This window comes from Sorangium sp. So ce1014, assembly GCF_051521505.1.
Classification (GTDB): Bacteria; Myxococcota_A; Polyangia; order Polyangiales; family Polyangiaceae; genus Sorangium.
In genome coordinates this window covers 7,543,221-7,569,310 of record NZ_CP150356.1, presented here as the reverse complement: position 1 = coordinate 7,569,310, position 26,090 = coordinate 7,543,221, and the positions used below count along the sequence as shown (strand labels likewise).

The 26,090-nt window shown below is 70.3% G+C and carries 19 protein-coding genes and 1 pseudogene; 9 read left to right on the top strand and 11 right to left on the bottom strand.

Annotated features, from left to right (window positions below):
* The first annotated feature begins 173 nt into the window (after positions 1-173).
* Positions 174-695, top strand: coding sequence for a hypothetical protein (locus WME75_RS28485; protein WP_437477454.1), 522 nt, complete (start codon positions 174-176; stop codon positions 693-695).
* Between the two features lie 95 nt (positions 696-790).
* Complete coding sequence (gene holA / locus WME75_RS28480) at positions 791-1,843, top strand: DNA polymerase III subunit delta (RefSeq protein WP_437477451.1); 1,053 nt, start codon at positions 791-793, stop codon at positions 1,841-1,843.
* 18 nt (positions 1,844-1,861) lie between these two features.
* Here the strand turns inward: holA and WME75_RS28475 are convergent, their stop codons facing one another.
* From WME75_RS28475 to WME75_RS28460, 4 genes are all read right to left on the bottom strand, one after another.
* Complete coding sequence (locus WME75_RS28475) at positions 1,862-2,617, bottom strand: class I SAM-dependent methyltransferase (RefSeq protein ID WP_437477450.1); 756 nt, start codon at positions 2,615-2,617, stop codon at positions 1,862-1,864.
* Positions 2,618-2,799: 182 nt separating this feature from the next.
* Complete coding sequence (locus WME75_RS28470; RefSeq protein WP_437477447.1) at positions 2,800-3,192, bottom strand: nuclear transport factor 2 family protein; 393 nt, start codon at positions 3,190-3,192, stop codon at positions 2,800-2,802.
* Positions 3,193-3,344: 152 nt separating this feature from the next.
* Positions 3,345-4,694, bottom strand: a complete 1,350-nt coding sequence (locus WME75_RS28465) for a cytochrome P450 (RefSeq protein WP_437477444.1) — start codon at positions 4,692-4,694, stop codon at positions 3,345-3,347.
* 27 nt (positions 4,695-4,721) lie between these two features.
* On the bottom strand, positions 4,722-6,470 hold the full coding sequence (locus tag WME75_RS28460; protein ID WP_437477441.1) for a lipoxygenase family protein: 1,749 nt from the start codon (positions 6,468-6,470) through the stop codon (positions 4,722-4,724).
* A 597-nt stretch (positions 6,471-7,067) separates the two neighbouring features.
* Here WME75_RS28460 and WME75_RS28455 point away from each other — a divergent pair.
* Positions 7,068-7,253, top strand: a pseudogene (locus tag WME75_RS28455) (IS91 family transposase); the annotation flags it as partial.
* A 112-nt stretch (positions 7,254-7,365) separates the two neighbouring features.
* Here WME75_RS28455 and WME75_RS28450 read toward each other — a convergent pair.
* Both WME75_RS28450 and WME75_RS28445 read right to left on the bottom strand, forming a co-directional pair.
* The gene (locus tag WME75_RS28450) at positions 7,366-10,347 is read right to left on the bottom strand and encodes a penicillin acylase family protein (RefSeq protein WP_437477438.1); all 2,982 of its coding nucleotides are present in this window, start codon (positions 10,345-10,347) and stop codon (positions 7,366-7,368) included.
* Between the two features lie 253 nt (positions 10,348-10,600).
* Positions 10,601-11,296, bottom strand: coding sequence for an HAD family hydrolase (locus WME75_RS28445; RefSeq protein WP_437477436.1), 696 nt, complete (start codon positions 11,294-11,296; stop codon positions 10,601-10,603).
* Positions 11,297-11,841: 545 nt separating this feature from the next.
* On the opposite strand from WME75_RS28445, the gene WME75_RS28440 reads away from it, so the two are divergent.
* The 6 genes from WME75_RS28440 to WME75_RS28415 all read left to right on the top strand — a co-directional run bounded on the left by WME75_RS28440 (position 11,842) and on the right by WME75_RS28415 (position 23,829).
* Positions 11,842-12,882, top strand: coding sequence for a hypothetical protein (locus WME75_RS28440; protein WP_437477433.1), 1,041 nt, complete (start codon positions 11,842-11,844; stop codon positions 12,880-12,882).
* A 2,365-nt stretch (positions 12,883-15,247) separates the two neighbouring features.
* On the top strand, positions 15,248-16,561 hold the full coding sequence (locus tag WME75_RS28435) for an efflux RND transporter periplasmic adaptor subunit (RefSeq protein WP_437477431.1): 1,314 nt from the start codon (positions 15,248-15,250) through the stop codon (positions 16,559-16,561).
* Entirely contained in the window at positions 16,558-19,782 is a 3,225-nt protein-coding gene (locus tag WME75_RS28430; RefSeq protein WP_437477429.1) for an efflux RND transporter permease subunit, read from the top strand. Before WME75_RS28435 ends, WME75_RS28430 begins: the two co-directional genes overlap by 4 nt.
* A 326-nt stretch (positions 19,783-20,108) precedes the next feature.
* Positions 20,109-21,758: a trypsin-like peptidase domain-containing protein gene (locus WME75_RS28425; RefSeq protein ID WP_437477427.1), complete on the top strand. Its 1,650-nt coding sequence runs from the start codon at positions 20,109-20,111 to the stop codon at positions 21,756-21,758.
* A gap of 94 nt (positions 21,759-21,852) precedes the next feature.
* Positions 21,853-22,722 (top strand): DMT family transporter, encoded by an 870-nt coding sequence (locus tag WME75_RS28420; RefSeq protein ID WP_437477425.1) that lies wholly within the window; start codon positions 21,853-21,855, stop codon positions 22,720-22,722.
* Between the two features lie 408 nt (positions 22,723-23,130).
* Entirely contained in the window at positions 23,131-23,829 is a 699-nt protein-coding gene (locus WME75_RS28415; RefSeq protein WP_437477423.1) for a hypothetical protein, read from the top strand.
* Between the two features lie 57 nt (positions 23,830-23,886).
* Here the strand turns inward: WME75_RS28415 and WME75_RS28410 are convergent, their stop codons facing one another.
* The 5 genes from WME75_RS28410 to WME75_RS28390 all read right to left on the bottom strand — a co-directional run bounded on the left by WME75_RS28410 (position 23,887) and on the right by WME75_RS28390 (position 25,578).
* Positions 23,887-24,162 carry a hypothetical protein gene (locus tag WME75_RS28410; protein ID WP_437477421.1) on the bottom strand — a complete coding sequence of 92 codons (276 nt, stop codon included), beginning with the start codon at positions 24,160-24,162 and terminating at the stop codon, positions 23,887-23,889.
* A 57-nt stretch (positions 24,163-24,219) separates the two neighbouring features.
* Positions 24,220-24,396 carry a DUF3606 domain-containing protein gene (locus WME75_RS28405; protein WP_437494945.1) on the bottom strand — a complete coding sequence of 59 codons (177 nt, stop codon included), beginning with the start codon at positions 24,394-24,396 and terminating at the stop codon, positions 24,220-24,222.
* Between the two features lie 138 nt (positions 24,397-24,534).
* Positions 24,535-24,840 carry a hypothetical protein gene (locus WME75_RS28400; protein ID WP_437477418.1) on the bottom strand — a complete coding sequence of 102 codons (306 nt, stop codon included), beginning with the start codon at positions 24,838-24,840 and terminating at the stop codon, positions 24,535-24,537.
* 38 nt (positions 24,841-24,878) lie between these two features.
* On the bottom strand, positions 24,879-25,211 hold the full coding sequence (locus WME75_RS28395; protein ID WP_437477416.1) for a hypothetical protein: 333 nt from the start codon (positions 25,209-25,211) through the stop codon (positions 24,879-24,881).
* A gap of 73 nt (positions 25,212-25,284) precedes the next feature.
* Positions 25,285-25,578, bottom strand: coding sequence for a hypothetical protein (locus WME75_RS28390; protein ID WP_437477414.1), 294 nt, complete (start codon positions 25,576-25,578; stop codon positions 25,285-25,287).
* Between the last annotated feature and the right edge of the window lie 512 nt (positions 25,579-26,090).

Below are 26,090 nucleotides of genomic sequence, written 5' to 3'. Positions count from 1 at the left end.
CCGGGCGCGCGGCTGTCAAACGGAGGCGACGCAGCGGTCTCGCCGCCGGCGCGCATTCCGGGTAAGCAGCGACGGCCTCGCACGGGCGCGGGCGGCGCTCTCCCGGGGTCCGCGGGGGCGCTCTCCCGGGCTCAGCGGGGGCGCTCTCCCGGGCTCAGCGGGAACGCCAAGGCATGGGCAGGCAGCTCTCGACCCCCACCGCGATCCTCCTCGGCAGCGCCCTGATCGCCGCCGCGGTCTACCTCGGCCTGCGCCACGGCCCGGCCGCCGTCGCCCCGGACGCGCGCTCCGCCGGGGGCACGGCCGCGGACCGCGCCGGGCCGGGGTCCTCCGCCGGGCCGGCGGAGCGCGCCCGCGCGTCCGGAGAGGTCGCGCCGGGGCCGCAGCGCGCGCCGAGCGTGCCGCGCGAGGAGGTCGCGAGGCAGGCCGCGCGGGCGCTCGACGCGCACCGCCCGGCCCTGGTCGAGCGCTGCTACAGGCCGGCGATCGCGGCGCAGCCGGCGCCGCGCGGGGTGAAGTACGTCTTCAACCTGACGTTCGACGCGCAGGGCCGGCAGATCGCGCGCGGCATCCTCGAGGACCGCGAGACCTCGCGCCCCGAGATCACGGCCTGCCTGGTCACCGCGCTCCCGCCGGTCGCCGTCGCGCCTCCCGGAGCGAGCGTGCGCGTGGACGTCCCGTTCTCGCTGCCGTGACGGGCGCCGGGCCCGACGGGGCCGCGACCTCGCGCGTCGCCCTTGACGCACCTGCCTGAACGCCCGATGCCGGAGCGGTGACGCCCGACCAAGCCTTGAAGGAAGCGACGACCGGCGCCCTTCGCCCGGTCTACCTCGTGATGGGGGAGGAGCGCTGGCTTGTCGATCGCGTGGTGAGCGCGATCCGGGAAGCAGCGTCCAAGGGCGGCATCGCCGGCTTCAACGAGGACAAGTTCACCGCGGGCGACGCGCCGATCGAGTCGGTCCTCGGCGCCGCGCGCATGCTCCCGATGATGGGCCCGCGCCGCTTCGTGATGGTCCGCGGCGTCGAGCGCTGGGAGAAGAAGGACGACGGCGACGACGGCGAGGGGGACGACGAGCGCGGCGGCGCGGGCGGCAAGCGGGGCGCGTCGAAGCAGCTGAGCCCGCTCGACGCGCTCGCCGAGTACGCCAAGGCGCCCTCGCCGAGCGCGGTCCTCGTCCTCGTCGCGGCGAAGCTCCACGGCCAGCGCCGCCTCGTCACGTCCGCCAAGAAGGGCGACTTCCTCGTCGCGTGCGAGCCCCTGAACCGCCGCGCCCTGCCCGGCTTCATCACGTCGATGGCCCGCGACAAGGGCAACCCGATCTCGAGCGACGTGGCCGACCAGCTCGCCGAGCTCGCCGGGCCCGAGCTCGGCTACGTGGTCGACGCGATCGAGCGGCTCTCGCTGTACGTCGGGCCGAAGCAGCCGATCACCGAGGACGCGATCGCGCAGGTGGTCATCCGGGTCCGGCAGAGCACGGTCTGGGAGCTCATCGACGCGCTCGGGCGGCGGCGGCTCGACCGCGCGCTCGCGGCGCTCGCCGACGCGTACGACCCCCGCGACGGAGGGCTGCGCCTGCTCGGTGCGGTCTCGTGGTCGGTCCGCCAGATGGTGAAGTTCGAGTCGGCGCTCGCCACGGGCGCGAGCCAGGCCGAGGCCGCGCAGCGCGCGGGCGTGGCCCCCTTCAAGGCGAACGACGTGGCGCAGTCGATCCGCCAGCTCCCGAAGGGCGCGCTCGCGGGCTGGATGCGCATGCTCGCCGAGACAGATCTCGCGCTGAAGAGCAGCCGCCGCCCGGCGCAGGCGGTGCTGGAGACGATGCTGATCGAGATGTGCTCGCGCTGAGCGGGAGAGCGCGGGCCCTCAGGCGGGCTTTCGCGCCCAGGCGCCGAAGACCATGTCGCTGATGTACGTGGCGTTCGCCCTGGTTCGCTCTTCCACGAGGCGCTCCGCGAGCGTGTCGACGTCGATCTCGGCCTCGGTCGCGACCCCCTGCTGCAGGATGCGAGGCAGCATCGCGCGGACGATGTCCGCGGTGCGGTAGCGCGTCTGCGGCGTTTGCACGACCGCCTCCGCGCGCACGCTCACGACGGTGAGGCCCGCCTGCTCGAGCGCGGACGCGAGATGAAAGCCCATGTGGATGTCGGCGCCCTCTCGCTCCACCGTCCCCCACGTCCATTGATGCGTGCGCTCGTGGAGCGGCAGGGGCTCCACGGATGCCGGCACCATCGTTGTGTCGTGCTCCTGAAAGACGACAAGGCCGCCGGGGTGCAGGGCGCGGGAGAGGCTCTTCAGGGCCGCCACCGCGTCGGGCTGGTACATCAGGACGCGTCTGCCCACGATCGCATCGAAGAGGCCGTGCTCGGGCGCCAGCGCGCCCAGGTCGACCTCGGCGAAGGTCATGTTCGAGAGGCCGAGCTCGCGCGCCCTGTCCCGAGCCGCCGCGAGCGGACGCGCGTCGCGATCGATGCCCACGACCTGCCCTTGCCCCCCGACGAGCTTCGCGATCCGGAACGAGACATCCCCGGGACCGCAGCCCACGTCGAGGACGCGCATGCCGGCGCCGATGCCCGCATCGGCCAGCAGGCGATTCGTCATGTCGCCAACCACGTCTGTCATCGGTCCACTGTCCTTCGCTACGTTCGCCATGCTCGAGTCGTAGCGCGAGCGGCACCTCCGCTGCAGGGCGCCGTTTGTTGCCGGATTGGCGTGTCTTTCGATCCGGGGAGGGGAGAAGAGGGGAAGGGAGCGGAGGGGAGAAGAGGGATCCCGGGGCGGGGCCTCATTCCGAGCTACTTCCTCTACGGGCCGGGCGCCAGGAGCTTGCGCGGGTCGTAGTAGGAGCGCAGGCGCTTGATCTTCGGCGTGTCCGGATCGATCTCGAAGTGCTCCGACTGAACGACCTCGCCGACGGGCGATGGGAAGCGGATCAGCGTCGCCACGCAGTGACCGTCGGGGCTCAGGTAAGTGGCCTCGACCGTCAGGTGCTTCAGGTAGGGCGCGAAAGCCGTCGCGGCCTTCACCGCATCCTGACCGCGCAGCGGGCCCCCATACTTGGCATGCACCATGGGGCTCTCGACGACGAACTCCTCATGGAAGACCGCGGCCAGCGCGAGGGCCACGGCGTCCGATTCGCCGGCGCGAAAAGCATCATAGTACGACTCCACGACCGAAAGCGCTCGCGGTGTTGCCATTTCGACTCCTCCCTTGCCGCCCTCAGGAGCGGCTGAATTTTCGACAGAGGTCAATTGAACCAATTCCTATACAAGCTCACGAGGGTGGGAGGGTACGCCTCCCCGCCAGGGCAAGCGCACCCGTGGACGAGATCCACCTCGGGAACGCGTGGTCAGCCCTCGACAGGGGCCAGGCGCACGCGGAACGCCGAAGGGTACCCGTGATGGCGCGGCGTGGGATCGATCCGGTTGGGAACGCCGGCCCGCAGCAGCTGTTTGACGGCGATCGAGATATGCAGAATGGCTACATACTTGCCGTGGCACGTATGGATCCCTGACTCCCAGAACAGGTAGTTCTTGCTCGCCAGGCGTCCGGGCTTGAACTCGTCCGGGGCCGCGATGTGCTCTGGGTCGTGCATCGCCGAGGCGCTGCACGCCATCACCAGCGCGCCGGCGGGGATCTTCGCCTGGTGATGCGTGCCAAGCCCGACCGTGTATTCGCGCACACAGCGGCTGGTGACGCCGACCGAGGGGGGACGGAAACGTAGCGCCTCCAGCACATAGCCGGTTATGGCGGCGTCGTCCGCGACATTCGCCACGTTGAGCGCCTCGCGCAGCACGCGCGGGCGCCTCATCAGCTCGACCAGAACGTTGACGATCGCGCCGCCGCTGAGATCCACGCAGCCCATGAGAAGCCCCAGGATCACGTCGCGGATCCCCTCGTCGCTCTCGTAGGTCTCGGGGACCGCCTGCATCAGCAGGTAGCGGTCCATCACCGAGGGCTGCTCTGGCGGAGGCGAGTGTGCGAGCTGCTTCTTGCGCGCGGCGATGATCGCGTCGATCATGGGCAGCGCCTCCTGACGGGCGGCCTGCGCCGCCCCCACGGCTGCCGGATCATTGGTCGGATTGAGGAAGATGTCGTGGAACAGCGCGTGGGTCCACGCCACCACCTTCTCGGTCGGTATCTCGCCGACGCCGAGATATCGCGCCATCGCAGCGGCTGGCACCTTGAGCGCATATTCCCCGGCGAGGTCGAACGGCCTGTCGATGCCAACATGGGTCAACAGCCGGTTCGCCTCCTCGATGACGAATTGACGGTAACGGGGCAGATCGGCGCGAGGAAACGCCAGGCGGAGCAGCGACTTCTCCTTCTCGTACTTGGGCGAGTCGTTCATAGCCAGGATATTCTGGCCCACGTCCTCGATCAGCTTGGGCGCGATGTTGTCGACCGTGAAGACGTCGTTGGTGCTGAGCACCTCCATGACATCGTTGTATCGAGTCACGAGCGTGAGGGCTGGGTTGGCGAAGACGGGCCGCTCGCGTCGCAGCTGGCGGAGGAACGGGAGCGGCTCTTCTTTCAGCCACTTGAAGACCATGCCGGCCTCGATCTGCTGCCGTTTGACCGGGTCGTTCTCGTCCAGGAGCGCGCTGTGGAGGGCTTCGAGATAGTCAAAAGGCGCCTTGGAAGAGTCCGCCTTCTCGTCGTGTTCGTCGTGCTCGTCTTCTTCGTTGCAGATGCTCATGGGGCGAATTCCTTTCTCGCGGGTCGATCAGATCGCGACGCTCTGGGGGACCATCGAAGGGAGCAGGTACATATACGGTTGCTCGCGGGTGCGATTGCGCTCGGTGATCTCCCGCTCGATGTGGACCAGGCGCTCGCGGTAGCGAGCGAACGCCTGCTTTGCCGCTGGATCCTGCAACATGCACTTCATCGTCGTGAGGCTCGCGCTGGTCAGCGGTGGACCGATGCTGAGCGAGCGACTGAGCACCATCTGGCGAATGCTCTGTGTCCGCCCCGGGAGACGCTCCAGCGGCTTGAACTGTCGCTTGTCGTCTCCGTTCAGGATATCGCTGTAGGGGCGATAGGTGGAGAACTGAGCATTGGGGATCCAGGTATAATAATCGGCTTGGCCGAAGTTGACGGCGGCGTGGTACGCGGTCGCCGTGAAGATGATGTTGGTGACGATGGCGACCAGGTCGTCGAGGTTCGTGAGCGTCTTGAGCTGATCGGAGCTCTCCGGCGGGAGCAGGCCGTTCACGTCGCCAAGATCAGGAGACGCCAGCTCTTGAACCCACCTCTGCAGGCTGGCGTCGCTCGCCAGACATCGTGGCGTCGGAAAGGCGACCTTCAAGACCTGTTCGACGTACTCCTGGATCGCGGTCCAGTGCAGCAGCGCATCGTCGCGGTAGTGATAGTTTTTCAGGTCGCCGACGTCGCGCGCTGACACATCGTAGGGAAGCGCGCTCTCGAAGAACCGCCAGGGCTTGCCGCGGTATCCTCCGATGCCCGAGCCGGCATAGGCGCGCCTCAGGAGCTCGAAAGAGCCCTCGCTGGCCACGGCGCTGGTGACGCCGAAGAAGCGCCCTCGCCCCAGGAACCGCCGGCGAGCCAGCTCGTTGATGGCCAGGGTGTTGAAGAAATGCGGCCTGAGCAGCTGATGGAGCGGATGCGTCGCGGGCAGGTTGCGGTAGGTGCTCACCGCGAACGGCTCCATGATCAGGTGCGAGAAGAGTAAATGGGTCACTTCGCCCTGGTAGATGGCGTCGGTGCTCGCGACGGCGATCTTGGCCGTGAGCCAGTCGTCCGCTGGGCCGAGAGGGGTGAAGATCTTGTCGGGCGGCGCCCCGTCCCCGCCGTGCGAGTGCGCCAGTCGTATGGCCACGGGCAAGAGCTCGCCGGCCGCGTTCTGGTGCAGCATGCACGTCGGAGCCAGCGGGTACTTCCCCAGCTCTTGCTGCACGTCGGTGTCGACGATGCCCTTGAAGATGCGATAGTCGATGGAGTAAAGCTTCCCGCTCTCGCACAGCATCTCCAGCGTGCGACCGTCGGCGAGGGTGATCGGCTGGGGCTCGGCGCCGCTCAGGAACTCGCAGAGATCGCGCGGCGTCGCGCGGCGGATGTGCGTCGGATTGATCCCCACCAGGCGCTGCCGCCCGAACTCGGCGTCCTCCATCCAGCGCGCCGCTACCAGGGGCCTCCGCATGAAGGTCCACGGCTTGAAGAACTCGTCGAACTGGTCGAAGGTCTCCCAGTCATCGACGGACTCGAAGATGGCGCCCAGCCCGAGATCGGACGTGGCCTTGATGATGAACTTCCCCTCGCGATAGCGCTTGTACCCGTACGCGAACAGGTGAAGCGCCTGCGCGATCTGCAGCCCGGCCGTGTCCTTCCACTTGCCGAGGTTGAGCGCCAGGATCTTCGCGACGGGAAAGCCTTCCCCCGGCGGTACGAAATCGCTACCAGCGGGCAGGTTGGACCCGAATTTGCGCCAGTTGGGTGTCGAGCTGGGCTCCATCATACTCGTGCTCGCTTCTTTGTCTTGGGCAGATAGTGGATTGGGTGGTTCAAGCAAACATCACTCAGCGTCACAGCGGTTTGGGCGCGCGCGGGGATGCTTCCGTGTCAATCGCAACAGGACTCAGTGGCTCCAGCGCCGTCCCCCGTCCTCGCCCTGCCCCCGCAGCCGATCGCGTCGCCCTTCGATGTAGAACCGGCGAGTCGCTGTCCTACGAAAGGTTGCCGCGCCGGGTTGCACCTTGCCGAAGCATACAGGTGCATCTCGAAGTGGTTAGGAGACCGTAGAGCGTTCGCACATGTCAAGCCATTTCGGTGGCGAGCCTTCGAGCGCCCCGCGCGTGCTTCAGTCCCGACGCGCCGCTGCCTCGAGGACCACGAAATGTCGTATTTCAAAAGGATTTCGCGCAATGGCGCAAGCTGCGCGGCGTCGGATTCGCAGGAGTTCGACGCGCGTGTCGTCGCCGCCCTCGCGCGATTCATTCCGTCCCGGACGACTGGTCGAGATCGGGACACCTCGCAGCGTTGTGCATTGAGCTGTGGAGTGAACGCGGCCCCTCAGCGTGACGAAGGTGATCCCCGGGGAGTCCGTCAGGACCTCCTGGTCGCCTTCTCCTGCGAGGGGCGCGGCCTCTGCCCGAGTTGCGGTGCGCGGCGGATGTAGAGCACGGCGGCGCACCTCGTGGCCCAACTCGTCGATCGCGTACTGCCAGCGGTACCGGTGAGACAATGGGTGCGTTCGCTGCCATTCGAGATCCGGCGCGTAGCTGCATTTCGCGCGGAGGTCGCAACGGCGATGGGGAGGATCTGCGCCGGAGTGCCGTGGTGCCCAGGCCAGAGCGGACTCGGTGTACCGGCGACAGATGCCGGCCCGGGGTGGGCCTCGGAGGACGCGCCGGCTACGGCGCCTCGAGCACCGTGCGCGACTCTTTCGCCTGGATCACGTCGGGGAGCAGGAACGGCACCAGGTGCGTCTGGTTCTTTCGCCAGAGCTCCGCCTGATCGCGGAAATGTGGGCTCTCGGCGTCCCAGACATTGCCTCCGGGAATGGCGTTCCACGCCTTCGGCCCCGCCGGGTCGAGCTCCACGACGAGCCGTTGCGACGGGCCGTGGACGTACCGGAAATCCGGTGACTCGTCGAGCGCCCACGAGAGGCGGTAATCCGAGGAGTCCACCGCGAACTCGTCGCCGCCGCGCGGAAAGCCGCCGCTCCAGAGGGGATCGCCTGGCGGAGGGATGCTGAGGCTGCTGAAGAGGGGGACGAGCGCGTCGAAGGTGACCGTGTGAAAGGCGCCCCAGCGGGGCGCCGCGGCCCCGGAGCCGCCCTGTTGATCGAGCCAGGCGAGGGCGTCGAGCAGGGCGCGCAGCACGCGCTCGTCCCTGGACTCGACCGCTGGCGTGCCCATGTCGTCCCACAGCGTGCTGTCCTGCACGGCCGGATCGAAGGTGGCGAGCTGCTCCCGATCGGCGGAGAACAGGTGGAGGAGCGCCTTCGCCGACAGCTCCCGGGAGAACGACGAGAAGCCCAGCTGGCCGAGCTCGTCGCCCAGCACCCGGCGCACCACCCGGACGAGCCAGAGGTTGAAGACCAAGGTCGCCTCCGAGGCGCGGGCGTCGATCGCGCCGGGGCCATCGCCCTCGTTTGCGAGCGGCATGGCGGTATCGAGATCGATGCCGGCGGCCGCCTTGTAGTCCGCCTCCTTGCCCCAGCCGTCGAGGAGCGCCCGCAGGGCGGCGAGGCGCTGCGGGTCGTATGCGGCGTCCGCGAGGGTCGCGCTCAGATCGGGGTGAGTACCGGGCGTCGCGCGCTCCTCGTCGGCGCGGTCCATGGCGCGGAGGAGGTGAGGCACGAGCCTCGCGCCGAGCGCCGACTTGATGTCGCCCTGGATCGCCGCGCAATCCTCCGGCGACAGAGGCCCCTCGTGGGCATCGATCCGCTCCTGGATGCGGCCCTCGCGAAACCCGATGTCGAAGCTGCAACCCAGGTACATGGGGGTGCCGTCGGGGAGCGCGCCGTTCGATGGATCGTTGTCCAGGGAGTCCCCGATGGGGTCGTTGTTCGCGGTGGCGATGTATCCCGCCGGCGGGTTCTTCGCCCGGGGGATGAGGTGCTCGGGGAGCGTCCCGGTCCACTCCGCGGTCCCGTCGCCGGGGAGCACCATGCAGGGGAGGACGCCCGTGTAGGTGGCCGCGTCCCAGGCGAACGCCTCACGAGACCGCGTCGGGATCGCCGCGTGCGTCGTCCAGAGGATGTCGCCCGCGGCGTCGCCCATCACCCAGTTCTGCGCGCCGACGCTGAATTTCGAGAGCGACTCCTGCGCATCATCGACCGAGCGAGCGCGCAGCAGGCCGAAGAGGGCCTCCAGCTCCTTCGTCGGCTCCAGCCCCGTCCAGCGGACGCTGAGCGCCCCCACGGCCGGGTCCGGATCCACCACCGCGTGGTCGACGAGGGTCGGCAGGAGCGGGCCGTGATGGGGCACGATCGGGACACGGTAGGTATAGGGCTCCCTGCCAGCGATCGCGATGACCTCCTCGACCGTCTGGAGGGGCACTGGATTGCCCTTGAAGAGCACGGCCTTGCCGTCGGGCGTGAGCTCCTCGGCATAGACATCGGTGACATCGTACATCGCGACCGTCGCTCCCCACCCGACGCGCTCGTTGTGGCCCAGGATGATCCCCGGAATCCCGGGGAAGGTGACGCCCCCGACGTGAACATCGCGGCTCGCGTCCTTGCCCTCGGGCGCGGTGACATGGATCGAGACGGCATACCAGACGGCCGGCGCGCTCAGCGACAGGTGGGGATCGCTGGCCACGAGCGCGTGCCCCGTCGCGCTCCGGCTCGCGTGGATGGCCCAGTTGTTCGACCCGAAGCCCTCCGGGGCGACCTTGCTCCTGGCGCGCTGGACCGCGCTCAGATAGCCGGTCAGCGACGAAATGAGCTTCGCGCGGCCCGGCGCGGCGCGGCCCGGTCGTCGCGCGCGAGACGCTCTCTTCGCCGCCTTGTCCTCCGCCTTCTGCGCCTTCTCCCGCGCCGGGGAGGCGGGGTAGCCGCTGCTTGTCACCGCGGGCTCGGAGGGGGCGAACCTCAGGAAGTCCCGCTCGAAGCCGGCGCGCTTCTGCGCGAGCGGATCGGCGCTGCTCGACGCGAACGTCGTCCGGGCGGCGTCGAAGAACTGCTGCATGGTGATGTCCAGCTCGGCGTCGAACGACAGGAGGTAGCTCTGGAAGCGGCTGATCACGAGCGAGTCGACGCCGCTCCAGTCGGTGAACGCCTGGGCGGGTATCCCCATCGCGCCTTCGGGGGGGAGGATGTCGCCGGAGCGGATCTTCCTGAACACCTGGGTCACCCCGTCCGCGTACGCGTCGAGCATCTGGCGGAGCTCCCCCGCGGGGAGCGCGTCGTACTGGGCCCTGGCGATCCGACCGAGCCCGACATGGCGGAGAGCGATGTCCTGATCGATGGTGGTGGGATCGAGGTCGCCGAAGAGCTCTGCGAGCCTCCCCGCGGCGGTGCGCCGCAAGATCTCGAGCTGAAGCGCGCGGTCGCGCGCCGTCAGATACCCTTCGACGCGCATCGCGTCCACGAGGTCTTCGGCATAGATATGGGGCCTACCGTCCCTGTCCTGGACGACATCGACGGCAGAGAGCAGGCCGTCGATGGTGAGCCGCCCGTCGACGGGCAGATCCGGCCGATCGCCGAGTGGACCGAACGTCGCGGAGGAGGGCGGGCTGCCGTCGGGCGCGCCCGCGTCGGGATCGCTGGGCGGGCCCGCGTCGGGCGCGCTGCTGCCGGGACCAGGGTCGTCCGAGCACCCGAGCATGCCCGTGAGCCCGGTGACCAGGGCGAGGACGCAATGTGCCGAAGATAATGACAGTCGCATGAACGCTCCTTGGTAGGATGGGCAGGCAGGCGAACGGGTCCGGGAGGCCACGCAAAGTAATCTGAAGGGTCGCTCCCCCGGGCGGCACGAAGGGCAGTGAGCTGACCGATCGGGGCGGCGGGGAGCACGCCATCGTCGAGATCAGACGCAACTCTGCTCGAATTCTACCCGGCGAGTCCGTACCCACGGCTCGTCGACGCCGTTCACACGAGACAGCGAGCTGGAGTTCGCGCTGCGCTCGCATCCCGCACGTTCATCCAGCGGATTCGCCGAGGAGCGCCTCGAGCGCGCCGTTCTCCCGGAGGTCGCTGAAGCTGTGGGTCGGGGCGCAGGCGGCGAGCTCCGCGAGGGCGTAGGTGCCGGTGGCCACGGCGATCGACTCGGCGCCGATCGCCCGGGCCGCGGCGATGTCCTTCGGCGTGTCGCCGATGACCACGACGCGGCACGCCTCGAGCGGCGCCGCGAGCCTCGCGGCCCCGCGCGTCGCGCCGATGCGCAGGAGCTCGTCGCGCCGCTCGTGATCGCAGCCGAAGCCGCCGAACGCGAACCGCTCGTAGATGCCGACGCGCGTGAGCTTCGCCTGCGCCCCCGCGCGGACGTTCCCCGTGCCGAGGCCGACGGCGCACCCCGCCCGCCGGGCGGCGGCGTCGAGCGCCTCGACGACGCCGTGGTGGACCCGGGTCTCGTCGGCGAGCGACATCTCCTCCGCGAGGAGCTCGACGTAGATCGCGAGGAGCGCGTCGATCGCGCCCTCGGTGACCTCGCGCCCGAGCGCGTCGAGCCCTGCCCGGAGGATCGCCCTGTCGGTCATGCCGGCGAACGAGAACGACTCGCACGCGTCGGGCCGGCCGGCATACCGGGCGAACGCACGCTCCATGGCGCGCCGGCCCGCGCCGCCGGTGGAGAGCAGGGTGCCGTCGATGTCCCAGAGGAGGACGGTGGGGCGCATCTCCCCATGGTAGATGCGGCGCGACGCGAGGGCGAGCGCGGAGGCGCGGCGAGCGGTCCTCGGACGGCCTCATCGGAGCGGGGCGATGGCGCGCCGCCCGGACAGGCGCGGCGTTCGCCCGGACACGCGCGCCGACGCGCCCGGTCGCAGGCGCGTCCTGCGGCCGGCGCGGGCGTCCACGCGGCTGGCCGCAGGACGCGCTTGCGCCGCAGGGCACCACAAGCATCTCGGCCGAGGCGCGATGGACGCCTCACCGCCGCTGATCGGAGAGTCGGAGAGATTTTTTTGAGGGCTGGACCAAAAAACAGAGAATTGGAGCGCGCTCTGCGTAATGCATGTGACGCGCGCGACGTCTGCTTTCCCGCGCGCTTCGAGCGCAACCGCGCGTCGATCTCTGCTAAGAGAGGCCTGTCGAGGGCGGGAGATCGCGTTGGGCGGCTCTCGGTGCGGGTCGTCGGCGCCGGGTCGAGCGACAGGGCGCCTGCGAGCTCCTCGCGAACTGCACAGGGCGCCGGTTGCGCGGAAGACGCCCGGGAGACGAGACCATGCGACGCTCGCTGCACAGCCCGATCACCGCCGTCCTGCTGTTGCTATGGGGCCCGGCGGCGGCGGAGGCAGAGCCGCTCCCGCGGCGCCCGCCGCCGACCGGACCGGAGCAGGAGATGCTCGACGAGGCGAAGCGGCTCGTGGACCAGGGGCGAATCGCGGACGCGCGCGACATCCACCTGACGCTCTGGCGGCTCACGAGGAGCGCCTCCGACGCGTTCCGCGTGGGGATGCTGTCGTTCCGGTTGCGCGAGTTCCCGAGGGCGGCGGAGTTCCTCTCGATCTACTTCGACATGGTCGGCACCCCCGAGGCGCCGAAGATCTGGGTCCCGCCGGGCTTCAAGGAGAGCTATGACCTGGCGCGCGCCAACTTCGCCGAGGCGCGACGGCACGTCGGGGCGCTCGATGTGCGCGCGAGCGAGCCGGGCGCTGCCGTGCTCGTGGACGGGCGGCAGGTCGGCGTCTCCCCGCTCCCGCGCCCGGTGTACGTCGCGCCCGGCCAGCACCGCGCGAGCGCGCAGCTCGCCGGGAGGCAGGTCGAGGTGCCTGCCGCCGTCGACGCGGGCGGCGAGCGGACCGTATGGCTTGTGCTCCAGCGCGCCGGCGCGGAGGCGCCCGCGCGACCCCGGGCGAGCACGGCAGGCGATCTGCCCGGCGCGGCGCCGCCTCGGTCTGCGCGCGGCCCTGAGCTGCGCTGGTGGACCGTGGGCGGGCTCGCGGCCACATCGGTCGTCCTCGGCGTCGTCGGGGGCGTCTCGGTCGCGGAGGCCAACGACGCGGCCGGCGACCGGGACGCCGCCTTCGCCCGGGCGCACCGGGAGGTCTTCCGTTGCCGGCCGGGGTTCCCGGCCTGCGACGCCCACGCCGAGGCCGACGGGCGCACGAGGACCTTCACGGCCCTGTCGGTGGGCGCCTTCCTCGGGGCCGGCCTTTCAGCCGGCGGCGCCGTGGCCGCGGGGTTCCTGCTCGCGCCGGAGGCGAAGGTCCGCGTGGGGGCCCTCGAGGCCGCCCCCGGCGCCGAGCTCTCCTTCTCGTGGTAGCGCCCCACCTCGCACCGGCGTGCTCCCGAGCGCGGCGCCGGGTTCATTTTCAGGAGCGTTGATCCATTTTTGTAGAGAATTTTGGCGCACTCAACGTAATGCTATCTACACTCGCGTTTCCATACCTGCTCCGGATCTCCCTGTCCGCTGCACGAGGACGCCTGGTATCGTGGCGCGCATGTGGAAGCGGCACCTGTGTGCCTCCTGCGCGGTGTTCCTGGCAGGTGTCCTCTGGGCGGCCTGCAGCGGTGACGCCTATGTCGACGTGGAGCAGGATCCTCCTTGCGACTCAACGAAGGAATGCGCGCCCGAGGAGACCGGAACGCAGTGCATCGACGGGCGCTGCCGGTGCTCGGATCCCGAGGAGGTGAGCTGCTGTGAGCCTGGCGCCACAGAGGAAGAGGGCGATCCCTGCAATCGGGCGTGCCGGCCCGTTGGCGAGTGCAACGCCACGCGCTGCGAGGCGACTCGGGACTGCCTGGGACCCGTGGATCCACGGTGCGGTCAGGCTCTGTGCGTCGCCGGAGTCTGCAGGTTGGCCCTGCGCGAGCAGCTCGACCACCAGCTCCCTGGCGACTGTCGTATCGTCAAATGCGGAGATGCAGGGGAGATCCGGGTCGAGCATTCGGGGAGCGACGTCTTCGACGACGGCAACGAGTGCACGATCGACGGCTGCACAGACGGAGCTGGCTCGCACCTGCCTCAGCCGACCGGGGCGTCGCCGGAGACGTCGGGGTATTGCAAGGGGGGCAAGTGGGTTGGTTGTCTACGAGATGAGGACTGTGGAAACCCATCCTATGCATGTTCCGCGTCCGGCAGGTGCGTCCATGAATGGTGCGAGAACGGCATCCTGGATGTGTCCTCCGGAGAGACCGCGCTCGACTGCGGCGGCCCCTGCGATCCCTGCGAATCCGGACAGCCGTGCGACAGCGACGACGATTGCGTCGAGCAAATCTGCGCCGAGGACGGGACGTGCGCGCACGCGCGCTGCGGCGATCGTGTGCTCAACGGAGCGGAGACGGACGTGGATTGTGGCGCCCCATCGTGCCCCGCCTGTGACTCAGGAGAGCGGTGCAGCTCACACGAGTCGTGCCAGAGCGGCGTGTGCGTGGACGGCGTGTGCCGCGAGGCGACCTGTAGCGATGGAGTGATGAATGGCGACGAGGCTGGTCGCGATTGCGGCGGCCCCTGCCTCTCGTGCCCGCTGTACATCGACCGCCCGGATATCTGACACGAGGGATCATGAAGAGACCTGGAAGCTTCGTCGCGGCATTCGCGGCGCTCATCGTCGCCTCGTCCTGGCTCGCTTGCTCGGACACTCCACCGCCCCCCTACACGCCACCACCGGAATGCAGAACCGCAGCGGATTGTGAATTTCCTTATGATATGGACCCGAGATGCGGGATGATGGCTTGCATCGAAGGCGCCTGCGAGATCGAGCTGCTTGAGACATCGAGGAGCCAGTATCGAGGCGACTGTGAGATCACCCGCTGCCATGATGGGCGACGCGTCGCCGAGCGCGACCCGAATGACGTGTGGGACGATGGCAACCCGTGCACCGATGACGTGTGTGATCCGACGGGGCCCGTCAGCAAGTATGTAGCGCCTTCCCCCGCGCCCTCCGGCGCTGGGTTCTGCGATGGCAGTGGACAGGAGGTTACATGTTTGTACGATGCGGACTGCGCTGACTCGACGCTGTTCTGCTCCCTCCTCGGGGACTGTATTCCCCTCGAGTGCAAGAACGGCATGCTCGATCCCGATTTTGGGGAGACTTACATGGACTGCGGCGGTCATTGTGATCCATGCAGGATAACGCGGCCGTGCAAGAACAAGTACGACTGCCTCACGGGCGTGTGCGGGCAAGACGGGACATGCTCGGTTGACAGGTGTCTTGATCGCGTGCAGAACGGTAACGAGTCCGACGTGGATTGTGGCTACGGGTGCTACCCTTGTGCAGATGGGTACAAGTGTCGGGCCAACGAGAACTGCGAGAGTGGCATTTGCTTCGCTGGCACGTGTCAGCCGCGCACGTGCAGCGACGGCCGGCGGAATGGGGAAGAGGAAGACGTCGACTGCGACGGGGACTGCCCTCCCTGCAATTGACGGGAGCTCGCCGGCGGCGCCGCCGGCTGCGGTGAGCTCGAGCCCGGTGGCGACCTCCTCCGGAAGCGCTCTACCGGCGCCGCGAGGCGGGAGCGCGAAGCGCGGGGCTCCACCGCCGAGCGCGGGAAAGCCGGAGAGCAAGTTGTAGGGGGCGCCGCGCCCCTCCGAGGCGCCTTGTGGCCGGCGTGACGCGGCACGCCCGGCACGCCGCCCCGCCGAAGCACGCGCGCTGGGCCGCGAGTTGCGCTACTCCTCCAACTCGATGGCGCTCCAACCTTTTCGCGTCGCCGCGCTCGCCCTCGTGGCGGGCCTTGTCCTCATCGGCTCTCCGGCCTGCAAGAAGGGCGAGGAGGCCTCGCCCGAGCAGGGGCGCAGGCCAGGGAAGCAGGGGATGAGCTTCCCGGTCGAGATCGCGCAGGTCGCGGCGGAGCGGGTCGAGTACGCCGTGCCCGCCGTCGGCTCGGTCGATGCGTTCGAGCAGGTGCAGCTCACCGCGCGCGTCGCCGGCGTCGTCGAGACGGTGCGGTTCATGGAGGGCGACGAGGTCAAGGCGGGGCAGGTGCTCGTCGAGATCGATCCGGCCCGGTACAACCTCGCCGTCCGCGCCGCGCGCGCGACGCTCGATCGCATGACCGCCACGCAGGCCGAGGCCGCCTCGGGCCTCGAGCGGCGCGAGGCCGAGGGCGCCGAGGGCGTCTTCAGCAAGGAAGACGTCGCGTCGTGGCGCTCCAGGTCGGCGACGACCGCCGCGCAGGTCGCCGAGGCGAAGGTCGCCGTCGACCAGGCGCTCCTCAACCTGCGCGACGCGTACGTGCGCGCGCCCATCCAGGGGAGGATCCAGACGCGCACCGTGCAGACCGGCCAGCACGTGGCGGTCGGCACGGTGCTCGCGACGCTCCTCCGCCGCGACCCGCTCCTGCTCCGCTTCCAGATCCCCGCCGCCGACGCCGCGCGCGTCCGGACCGGCATGGAGGCGCGCTTCACGGTGAAGGGCGACGCGCGGGCCTACACCGCGGAGCTCACGCACGTCGCCGACGCGGCCGATCCCGCGACGCGCATGGTCGCCGTGACCGGCGAGGTGCAGGGCGAGGGCAAGGAGCTGCTCCGCCCCGGCACCTTCGCCGAGGTGACCGTGCCCGTGGGCGCGAGCGGCGAGGCGCCCGTGATCCCGCAGACCGCCGTGCGGCCGAGCGAGCGCGGGTTCCTCGCCTACGTGGTCGACGGCACCACCGCGCGCGAGCGCGTGCTCTCGCTGGGGCTGCGCACGGCGGACGGGCGCGTCGAGGTCAAGTCGGGGCTCTCCGTGGGGGAGCGCCTTGTGGTGCGCGGCGCAGAGGCGCTGCGCGACGGCTCCCAGGTCCGCGCCGCGCAGCCCGGCAGCATGCCCGAAGGCCAGGCCGCGGGGCACGCCAGGGAAGGCGAAGGCGCCGGCTCGCCGCCTGGGTCATCGGCCGGCTCGCCGCCTGGGTCATCGGCCGGCTCGCCGCCGCCGACCTTACCCGCGAGCTCATCGGCGGCGCCGGCCGGCTCGGCGCCGGCGACCTCCCCCGCCAGCTCGACGCGGAGCGCGCCGTGAGCCTCACCGAAGCGTGCCTCCGGAAGCCGGTCTTCGCCTGGATGCTGATGGCGGCGACCGTCGTCTTCGGCCTCGTGGCCGTGTCGCGCATCGGCATCAGCCAGTTCCCCGACGTCGACTTCCCCACCATCACCATCTCCGCCACGCTGGAGGGCGCCGCCCCCGAGATCATGGAGCACGACGTTGTCGAGCCGCTCGAGGAGGCGGCCGTCCAGGTCGAGGGGATCCGGTCGATCACGTCGACGTCGCGCCAGGGCAGCGCCTCGGTCACCATCGAGCTCGACCTGTCGCGCGACGTCGACGTCGCGCTCCAGGACGTGCAGACGAAGATCTCGCAGGCGCAGCGGCGGCTGCCGCTCGACCTCGACCCGCCGGTCGTCTCCAAGAGCAACCCGGAGGACCAGCCGATCATGTGGGTCGGGCTCTCCGGCCCCTTCTCCCCCCAGCTCGTCGCCGACATCGCGCGCTACCGGCTGAAGGAGAAGCTCCAGACGGTGCCCGGCGTCGGCGAGCTGACCCTGGGCGGCTACCTCGAGCGCAACGTCCGCATCTGGCTCGACGCCGAGCGCCTCGCCGCCAGGGGGCTCACCGTCGCCGAGGTCACCGAGGCCCTGCGCCGCCAGCACATCGAGCTCCCCGCCGGCCGCATCGAGACCGAGGGCCGCGAGGTGAACGTGCGGGTGATGGGGGAGGCGCTCGACCTCGCGACCTTCAGGAAGATCGTCCTCCGCCAGGGCGATCTCGGCCCCGCCGCCCGGCCGGCGGACGGGGCCGTCCAGCCGGCGGGCCCGCCGTCGTCGGCGCGCGGCACGGTGTACCTGGAGGACGTCGCGCTCGTCGAGGACGGCTTCGAGGACGTCCGCCGGCTCGCCCGGGTGAACGGCCAGCCCGCGCAGGGCCTCGGCGTGAGGAAGCAGCGGGGCTCGAACGCGGTCGAGGTCGCGCAGGGGGTCCGGGCCGCGCTCGCCGAGGTCGAGAAGACCTTGCCCGAGGGGATGGAGGTCGGGGTGAACTTCGACTCGACGAAGTTCATCGAGGAGTCGGTCCACGAGATCGAGCTCGAGCTCGCCATGGCCATCGCGCTCACGGCCCTCGTCTGCTGGATGTTCCTCGGCTCGCTCTCCAGCACGCTCAACGTCGTCCTGGCGATCCCGATGTCGCTGCTCGGCACGGTCGCCGCGATCTACTTCCTCGGCTTCACGCTGAACACCTTCACGCTGCTCGGGCTCTCGCTCGCGGTCGGCATCGTCGTCGACGACGCGATCATGGTGCTCGAGAACATCCACCGGCACGCCGAGGCGGGGAAGGACCGCGTCCGTGCCGCCCGCGAGGGCACGGCCGAGATCACCTTCGCGGCGCTCGCCGCGACGCTCGCGGTCGTCGCGATCTTCATCCCGATCATCTTCATGGAGGGGGTGGTCGGCCGCTTCTTCCTCCAGTTCGGCGTGACCCTCTGCATCGCCGTGCTCCTCTCGTACCTGGAGGCGATCACCCTCGCGCCGGCCCGCTGCGCGCAGATCCTCGACGTCTCGCGCGAGGGCCGGAGCCGCTTCGGGCGGCTCGTCGACCGCGGCTTCGAGTCCCTCTCCCGCGGCTACGGCTGGCTGCTCGCCCGGGCGCTCCGGTTCCCGCTCGTGGTCGTCCTGCTCGGCGCGCTCCTCTTCGCCGGCGCGATCGTCACGATGCAGCGGCTCCCGACGGAGTTCGTCCCGTCGCAGGACCAGGGGCGGCTCATGGTCCGCCTGCAGACGGCGGTCGGCTCGGACATCGAGGAGACCGACCGGCTCTTCCAGCGGGCCGAGGCGTTCGTGGGCGAGCACCCGGCGGTGTCGCGCGTCTTCGCCGTGGTCGGCGGCTTCGGCGGGGGCGCCGTGAACACGGGCATCCTGTTCGTCACGATGATGCCGGCCGACGAGCGGTCGCTCTCGCAGGCCGACCTCCAGGGCGTCCTCCGCAAGGAGCTGAACGGCTACCCCGGCCTGCGCGCCGTGGTCCAGGACCTCTCGCAGTCGGGGTTCACGGCGCAGCGCGGCTTCCCGATCGAGTTCTCGATCCGCGGCCCCTCGTTTGAAGAGCTCACGAAGCACAGCGAGCGCATGCGGGGTGAGCTCGCGCAGAGCGGCCTCGTCGTGGATCTCGACACCGACTACCAGCTCGGCATGCCCGAGCTCCGCATCCTGCCGGATCGGGCGCGCGCCGCGGATCTCGGCGTGAGCGTCGAGGCGATCGCGACGACGCTGAACACGCTGGTCGGCGGCGGGCGCGTCGCCAAGTTCAACGACAACGGGCGCCGCATCGACGTCCGCGCGCGCTTGCTCGCCGAGCAGCGGAGCCGGCCCGAGGACCTCGCGCGCATCCAGGTGAGGAGCGCGTCGGGCGCGCTGGTCCCGCTGACGTCGGTCGTCACGTACGAGGAGCTCCCGGCGCTGCAGGCGATCACGCGCCGCGACCGGGAGCGCGCGATCTCGATCTTCGGCAACATCGCGCCCGGGCACTCCCAGGGCGAGGCGGTCGCCCGGGTCGAGGAGCTCGGCCGGGATCTGCCGGCCGGCTACCGCCTTGTGCTGGGGGGCGCGAGCGTGACGTTCCGCGAGTCGATGGGCGGCCTCCTCTTCGCGCTCGGGCTCGGGATCCTTGTCGCCTACATGGTGCTGGCGTCCCAGTTCAACTCGTTCCTGCACCCGGTCACGGTGCTGACGATCCTGCCGCTGTCGATCGCGGGCGCCGCCTTCGCGCTGCACCTCTCGGGGCACACGCTCAACATCTTCAGCATGATCGGCATCCTCCTGCTCATGGGGATCGTGAAGAAGAACTCGATCCTCCTCGTGGATCACGCGATCGAGGTGAGGCGCGAGGGCGGGCGCGCGGCCCACGATGAACCGGGGCGCGAGCGCGGGGCAGGGGAGGCCATGGACGCCCGCACGGCGATGCTCCGCGCCGGCCCGGTGCGGCTGCGCCCGATCCTGATGACCTCGACGGCGACGATGATGGCCGCGGTCCCGTCGGCGCTGGCGCTCGGCCCCGGGGCCGAGATCCGGGCCCCGATGGCCGCGGCGGTCATCGGCGGCCTCCTCGTCTCGACGGCGCTGAGCCTGCTCGTCGTGCCGGCGTTCTACGTGGTCGCCGACGACGTGCAGGGGCGCGTCGCGCGGCTCCGGGCGCGGCGCGCAGGGCGCCGGGCGCCCGCCGGTCCGGCGCACCCCGCCGCGCCCGAGCGCTAGGGGGCCGGTCGTTGCGTGGGGAGGTCTGGCTGACGCGCCGCCGCCGCCGCCGTCGCGCGGCCCCGGAATGCGGGTGGAGCAGACCGCTGCTCCAGGTGATGGCCCGAGCCGCCACCCCTGAAGACTCCAGCCTCTGACCGGGCGCCTCGAGGCCCGCGCAACGGTCGTTTTCGCGAGCGAATCGCCCCGATCGGCCACGCGCGCCGGTGGCATCAAGGTTGCTATTCATCCGGACACGCAGGGACGTCCCCCTTCCGCCGCCGTATCCGGCGATCGCCGGGAGGGCTCCCCGTCGACCTGCAGAACACCACCCGAGGTGAATCGACATGCGATATTCCGCGATGGTCTCGAGCGCGTTGATGGCGGCATCGGCGATGATGATGGGCTGCGTGGTGGTGCCTGATCTCGACGAGCAGCTCGTGGGCGAGGTATCCCAGCCCAGCATCTGCGGCAGCACGATCGATTTCCAGCACGTCGAGCCGTACGACGGCACGCTCGGCGTGACGGCGGGGTTCGTCGGAGCGCACCAGGCGCCGGTCGGGCAGATCCAATGGAAGAGCGATCTCGCGTCCCGCTACGCGAACCCGGGCAACGTGAGCGGCACCCGCACCTGCTCCGGGACGCTGATCGCGCACAACCTCTTCTTGACCGCCGGCCATTGCTTCGATCCTGACGGCAGTAACTGGACCTGGCCCCGGACCGCCGCGAACACGCCGATCTCGGCGAGCCAGGGGGCCGCCGAGATGCGCGTCAACTTCAATTACCAGGAGGACCCGAGCGGTGGCCTCAGGACCGCGGTGTCGTTCGACATCGTGTCCCTGCGCGAGTACCGGCGAGGCGGCCTGGATTACGCCGTCGTGCAGCTCGCGCAGAGCGCCGCCGCGAGCTACGGCTTCACGGTGGTCTCCACGACGGACGCCGCGGTCAACGACATGCTCGCCGTCATCGGCCACCCGAGCGGCGAGCCCAAGCAGATCGACGCGGGCCCCGCCAGCAGCTTCAGCGGCGATTATCTCCAGTATGGCTCCCTCGACACGCTCGGCGGCAACTCCGGCTCAGGCGTGCTGCATGGCCCGTCTGGCAAGCTCGTCGGCGTCCACACGAACGGCGGGTGCACCTCGATCGGAGGCGCCAACGCCGGCGTCAGGATCACGTCGATCCTCGAGGAGTCCCCGATCCTGCGCGACGTGACGCAGCGGCTCGTCGTGTTCTCGAAGGGCTCGGACAGCGCCATCTGGCACAAGTACTATGACGGCGGCTGGTCCGGCTGGACCTCGCTCGGCGGCACCCTCGCCTCGGCGCCCTCGGCCACGCTCACGCAGGAGGGCCGCCTGACGGTGTTCGCGAAGGGCACGGACAGCGCCATCTGGCACAAGTACTATGACGGCGGCTGGTCGGGCTGGATCTCGCTCGGCGGCACCCTCGCCTCGGCCCCCGCCGCGACCGTGACGCGCGAGGGGCGACTGACGGTGTTCGCGCGCGGCACCGACAACGCCATCTGGCACAAGTACTATGACGGCGGCTGGTCCAGCTGGATCTCGCTCGGCGGCGCGACCACGCATGATCCGGCGGCGGTCGTCACGGCCGATGGGCGCCTGGTCGTCTTCGCGAGGAGCACGAGCGGCGAGCTCGTCCACCGGTACTACGACGGCGGCTGGTCCAGCTGGATCTCGCTCGGCGGCGCCATCGCGTCGGGCCCCTCCGCGGTCGTCACGGCCGAGGGGCGACTGACGGTATTCGCGCGCCGCCCCGACAACGCGATCTGGCACAGGTACTATGACGGCGGCTGGTCCGGCTGGCTCTCGCTCGGCGGCGCGATGGTCGACCAGCCCGGCTCCGCCGTCACGCCCGAAGGGCGGCTGGTCGTCTTCGCGCGCGGCACCGACAACGCCATCTGGCACAAGTACTACGATGGTGGCTGGTCGAGCTGGACATCGCTTGGCGGCGTGTTGACCTCGAGCCCGGCTGGGCTCTGATCGGAATGCGTCTGCTCCTCCTGAGCGCACCCGTTGCGGTGCTCCTCGTCCTGCTGTAACACCGCACGTCCAGCCTCCGCCCGCCCTCCCTTCCATGCCCTCCCAGCGCCTCGCCCGCATCGCGCCTCCGCTCTTCGTTGTCATCTGGTCGACGGGGTTCATTGTCGCGCGGCTGGTGGCGCCTCACGCGGAGCCGCTCACCTTTCTTCTGGTGCGCTACACGCTCGCCGGGCTCGTGCTGACCGTCATTGCGGTCATGGCGCGGGCGCAATGGCCGAGATCGGCGCGGTCATGGCGGGACGGTCTCGTGGCCGGTGCCCTGCTGCACGGATTCTACCTCGGCGGGGTGTTCTGGTCGGTGAAGCACGGGCTACCGGCGGGCATCTCGGCGCTGGTCGCGGGGTTGCAACCGCTGGTCACGGCGGCGTTCGCCGGGCCGCTGCTGGGCGAGCGGGTCTCGCCGCGCAGCTGGCTCGGCATCGGGCTCGGCTTCCTGGGCGCCTGCCTCGTTGTGTTCCCGAAGCTCGGGGCCGGCGTGCCGCCGCTCTCGCTCGGGGTCGCGGTCCTTGGGATGCTGTCGATGACGCTCGGCACCCTCTGGCAGAAGCGCACGGGCGGCGGGGTCGACCTGCGGGTCAATGCCGTCATCCAGTACATCGGGGCCTCCGTCGTCACCTTGCCGATGGTGCTGCTGACCGAGCAGCGCCGGATGGATCTCACGCTCCCGCTCTGCGCGGGGTTGCTCTGGGCGGTGTTCGGGCTCTCGATCGGTGCGGTCGGGCTCCTGCTCTATCTGATCCGGCAGGGCGCGGTGGTGGGCGTGGCGACGCTCCTCTACCTCGTGCCGCCGGTCGCGGCCCTCATGGCGTTCGGACTCTTCGGCGAGACCCTGAGCCTGATGCAGGTCGCCGGAATGGCCCTCGCGGCGCTCGGTGTTCACGCGGTCGTGCGTGCGCGCAGGTAAAAGAAGCCGGATCGCAGCGCGAGGAAGTGTGGCGCGGCAAACCGAAGTGGCGGGACCGCGAGCGTCGTGACGCCTCGTTCATGGGTCGAAAGAGCGGGCCCCGGGCGGCGCAGAGCGAGACAAGAGGCGCATCGGCGTGCCGCGGGCACACGTCGTCCTCCGGGCGTTGGGCTGGCCCGGGAGGTTGTTGCGATGCGCTACGCGGCGTCCCCGAGCGCCTTGCGGCGGAGCTCGGAGCGCTTGCTCCACGGCGACCGCTGACTGCGTGGCTCCGCCGAGCGCCGCCCGCTCGAGCATCACCTGGGAGCTGAGCCGGCGCCCGCCCCCGACCGTCCTGACGGTCTCCCTGTGTATGGGCGGAGTGTGGCGCCAGGATTTCGCGCCGCAACGCCAGCATTTGGCGCTACCATGTCGCCGCTTGTTCCGCGGCTATTTGCGCAGACGGTGCGCCGTTCCCGCGCGTACCATCGGCCGATGGGGAACCGGGGGAGCTACTGCGGGGTCGGGTGCGCCGCGCTGGCGATGATGGCGACGGCGTTCCTGGGCTCCTGCGGAGCCTCCCTCGTCTTCAACGGCATCCAGCGCGGGAGCGCTGAGCGCGAACCGCCACGGGAACAGCAGGGCCTCGTGGAGGCAAGGAACGACCGGACCGTCACCGGCCCGCTGGCACCGGTGACGGAACGGCGCCAAGGCGCACAGGCAGAGCCAAGCCATGCCGCGTCACGAGTCCAGTACTACCGGGCGATGCGCCCCTCGGAGCGCGAGCAAGCCCTGCGCGACGCGTGCGCGGGCGAGGCATGTGACGGCGAAACGACGCGGTTTATCCAGCGGGCGGCCGAAAGCCCTGCCGAGGCGGCAAAGCTCAGTCGGCAGCTCAGCGTCTTGCAGGCCCGAACCGCAGATCGCGCGAAGGAGCGCCAGCAGCAGGAGCGGGATGCGGCTCGCCTGGCCCAGGAACGGTCCGCGGCGCAGGCGCGCGAGGTGCCATCGTCGATGGAGCGCGACGTCGGGCGGGTCTGCTGCTGCGACGGCAGCGTCTCGCCGACCTGCACGACGGTGAAGCGCGGCTGCTGCTCGCGGCATGGCGGTGTCTGCGCCTGCAGATAGCACTGCAGGCGCTGCGTCCCCGATGCAGGCGCCCGCGCCGCCGAGTGGTTCGGCGAGCTACGGTGCGCGCTTCAGCGGGTGATGGACGTCGACCGGAATGAAGCGAACGTTCTCCACGTACCCGGCCGGCGTGCCCGGACGCTGGACGAACGGCTCAGGCGGCGGCGAGAACCAGACGAAGCCGCAGTGGCGGCAGACGAGAGCGGTGTCACCCGGCCCGTTCCGGGCGAGGATGTCTGGAGGGATGTGGACGCGCTCAGCGTCGAACAGCGACCGAATCGACGGGTCGGTCGCGAGGCACTGCTTGTCGGGGCAGCCGGAAACGGGTTTCACGCCGAGAGGATAAGCTCCGCAGCGGCCGTCTCACCAGCGCTCGCTCTTGTACCGCTGCTACTTCTTGAGGTAGCGCCGCACGTCACCGACCTTGGGACCCACGGTACTGATCGCCTGGAGAAGCTGCTGCTCCGTGACGCCGAACTTCTGAGCCCAGTACTTCACCTCGTGAGGCTGGTTGCGGTTGATGGTCTCGCGATCCTGGGGCCCAGGAATGTCCGTGTTGTCTGCCATTTTCGACACCTCCGAGTCCGCCCTGATTAGCGGTCGACGGAGCTTATCCACGCCCCTGAACGCGTCAATGCCGCGCGCATGGAATCCCTGGACGCCCGACACTGCTCACGGCCGTTCCAGGCATAACGTCGCCTTGCCTCAGTCGGCACTCCGCTCTCGCTCGCCCGCTGCCATCACCCGCATCCGCGCACCTCCGGCCCTCTCGCTGAAGTCCATCGCCTCGTGCACCCCGTAGCGCTCGCGCCAGCGCAGCTCCGGCCAGAGGACCAGCGCCACCCAGCCGCCGATCGCCTCGGGGTCCTCCACGACCGCCAGCTCCTCGCCAGCCGTTTCGCGCCACTCGACCGCGAACTCCGGACCAAAGGTGTGCCGGTGCTGCGCCACGCGGTCGCCAACGATCGGGCGCACCGGCTCATCGTCGCCCGTCTGCCGCCGCGCGAGCATCCCGCGCCTCTTGCTCGGTCCCCAGATCGCTCACGTCGCTACCCGCCCTTCCCGCTCAGGTGAACGTCCACCACGATCTCGCGAGAGGCATCGGGCACACCGACCCACGCGTTCCCGTCCCAGCGGGACAGCTCCACCCTCGTCTTCGTGATGCGCGCAAAGCTGTCGCGGTAATACTCGCGCGGGATCTCGATCGATCTGCCGAGAGCCGCCTCGAACTCGGCGCGTGCGCCAGCCTCGTCGTACTCCCCGCACGATCCGCCATTCACGACCACGCGCCACGGGCGTGTCGGGTCACGAGGGGGCGCCGCCCACCGCTCCGCTTCGCGCGCGCGCTCAGCCTCGAACCTGCTCGGCTTCTTGTTCCTCACCGATCGCTCCTCTCCCCGCCGCCCACCGTGGCGACGCGCCTCGCCGGCGCTCGCTCGCCCATCTCCTCTACCATCACCTCGGCGATCTCCTGCCGCTCCTCGGCCCCGTCGCCACCCGGATCGCCGGCCCCCCGATCCGCAGCCGCGGCGCTGGTTCCGGCCGGGTCCCCTCCGCCGGTATCGCCGGCTGAAAACGCCGGGTGATCCGCTCCCAGATCGCCGGGAAGCTCTGCTCGAACAGCTCGACCATCTCCCTGGCCGTGTGCGTGCCCGAGGCGATCAGCGTCGAACTCGACCCGTAGCGCTCGTCGCCGGACCGGTCCCAGAACGAGATCGCCGTCCAGCCGTCGCGGTGATGCAGCCGCACGATGCCCTCTGGCTGGTCCGCGCCCGCCCACTGTCCGCGCTGGCGCGGGCTCTGGAGCGCCGGGTCGCCGGCTAGGCGGCCATCGAGTTCTCCGGTCCCAGAACGAGATCGCCGTCCAGCCGTCGCGGTGATGCAGCCGCACGATGCCCTCTGGCTGGTCCGCGCCCGCCCACTGTCCGCGCTGGCGCGGGCTCTGGAGCGCCGGGTCGCCGGCTAGGCGGCCATCGAGTTCTGCCAGGCTCCACGGCAGCAACGTGGGCGTCCTCACGCGCCTGCGGGCCGGAGGGCGCCGACGGCGCAGCCCTGCCCGAGACGAGACGGAGCCCCCTTGCCCCCGGGGAACTGCCGGACCGGCCCGGTCTGCGCCGGCCGGGGAGCGCCTGCGGTACCGGCGGGCCCCGCAGCGGGCTCCGCGAGCGCGGCGCGGACCGGCGTTAGCCCCTTGCGACGGCGACCGCACGCGGATCCGCCTCAGCCTCGCCGCTTCGCTGAAGTCGCACGCCTCGCGCGCC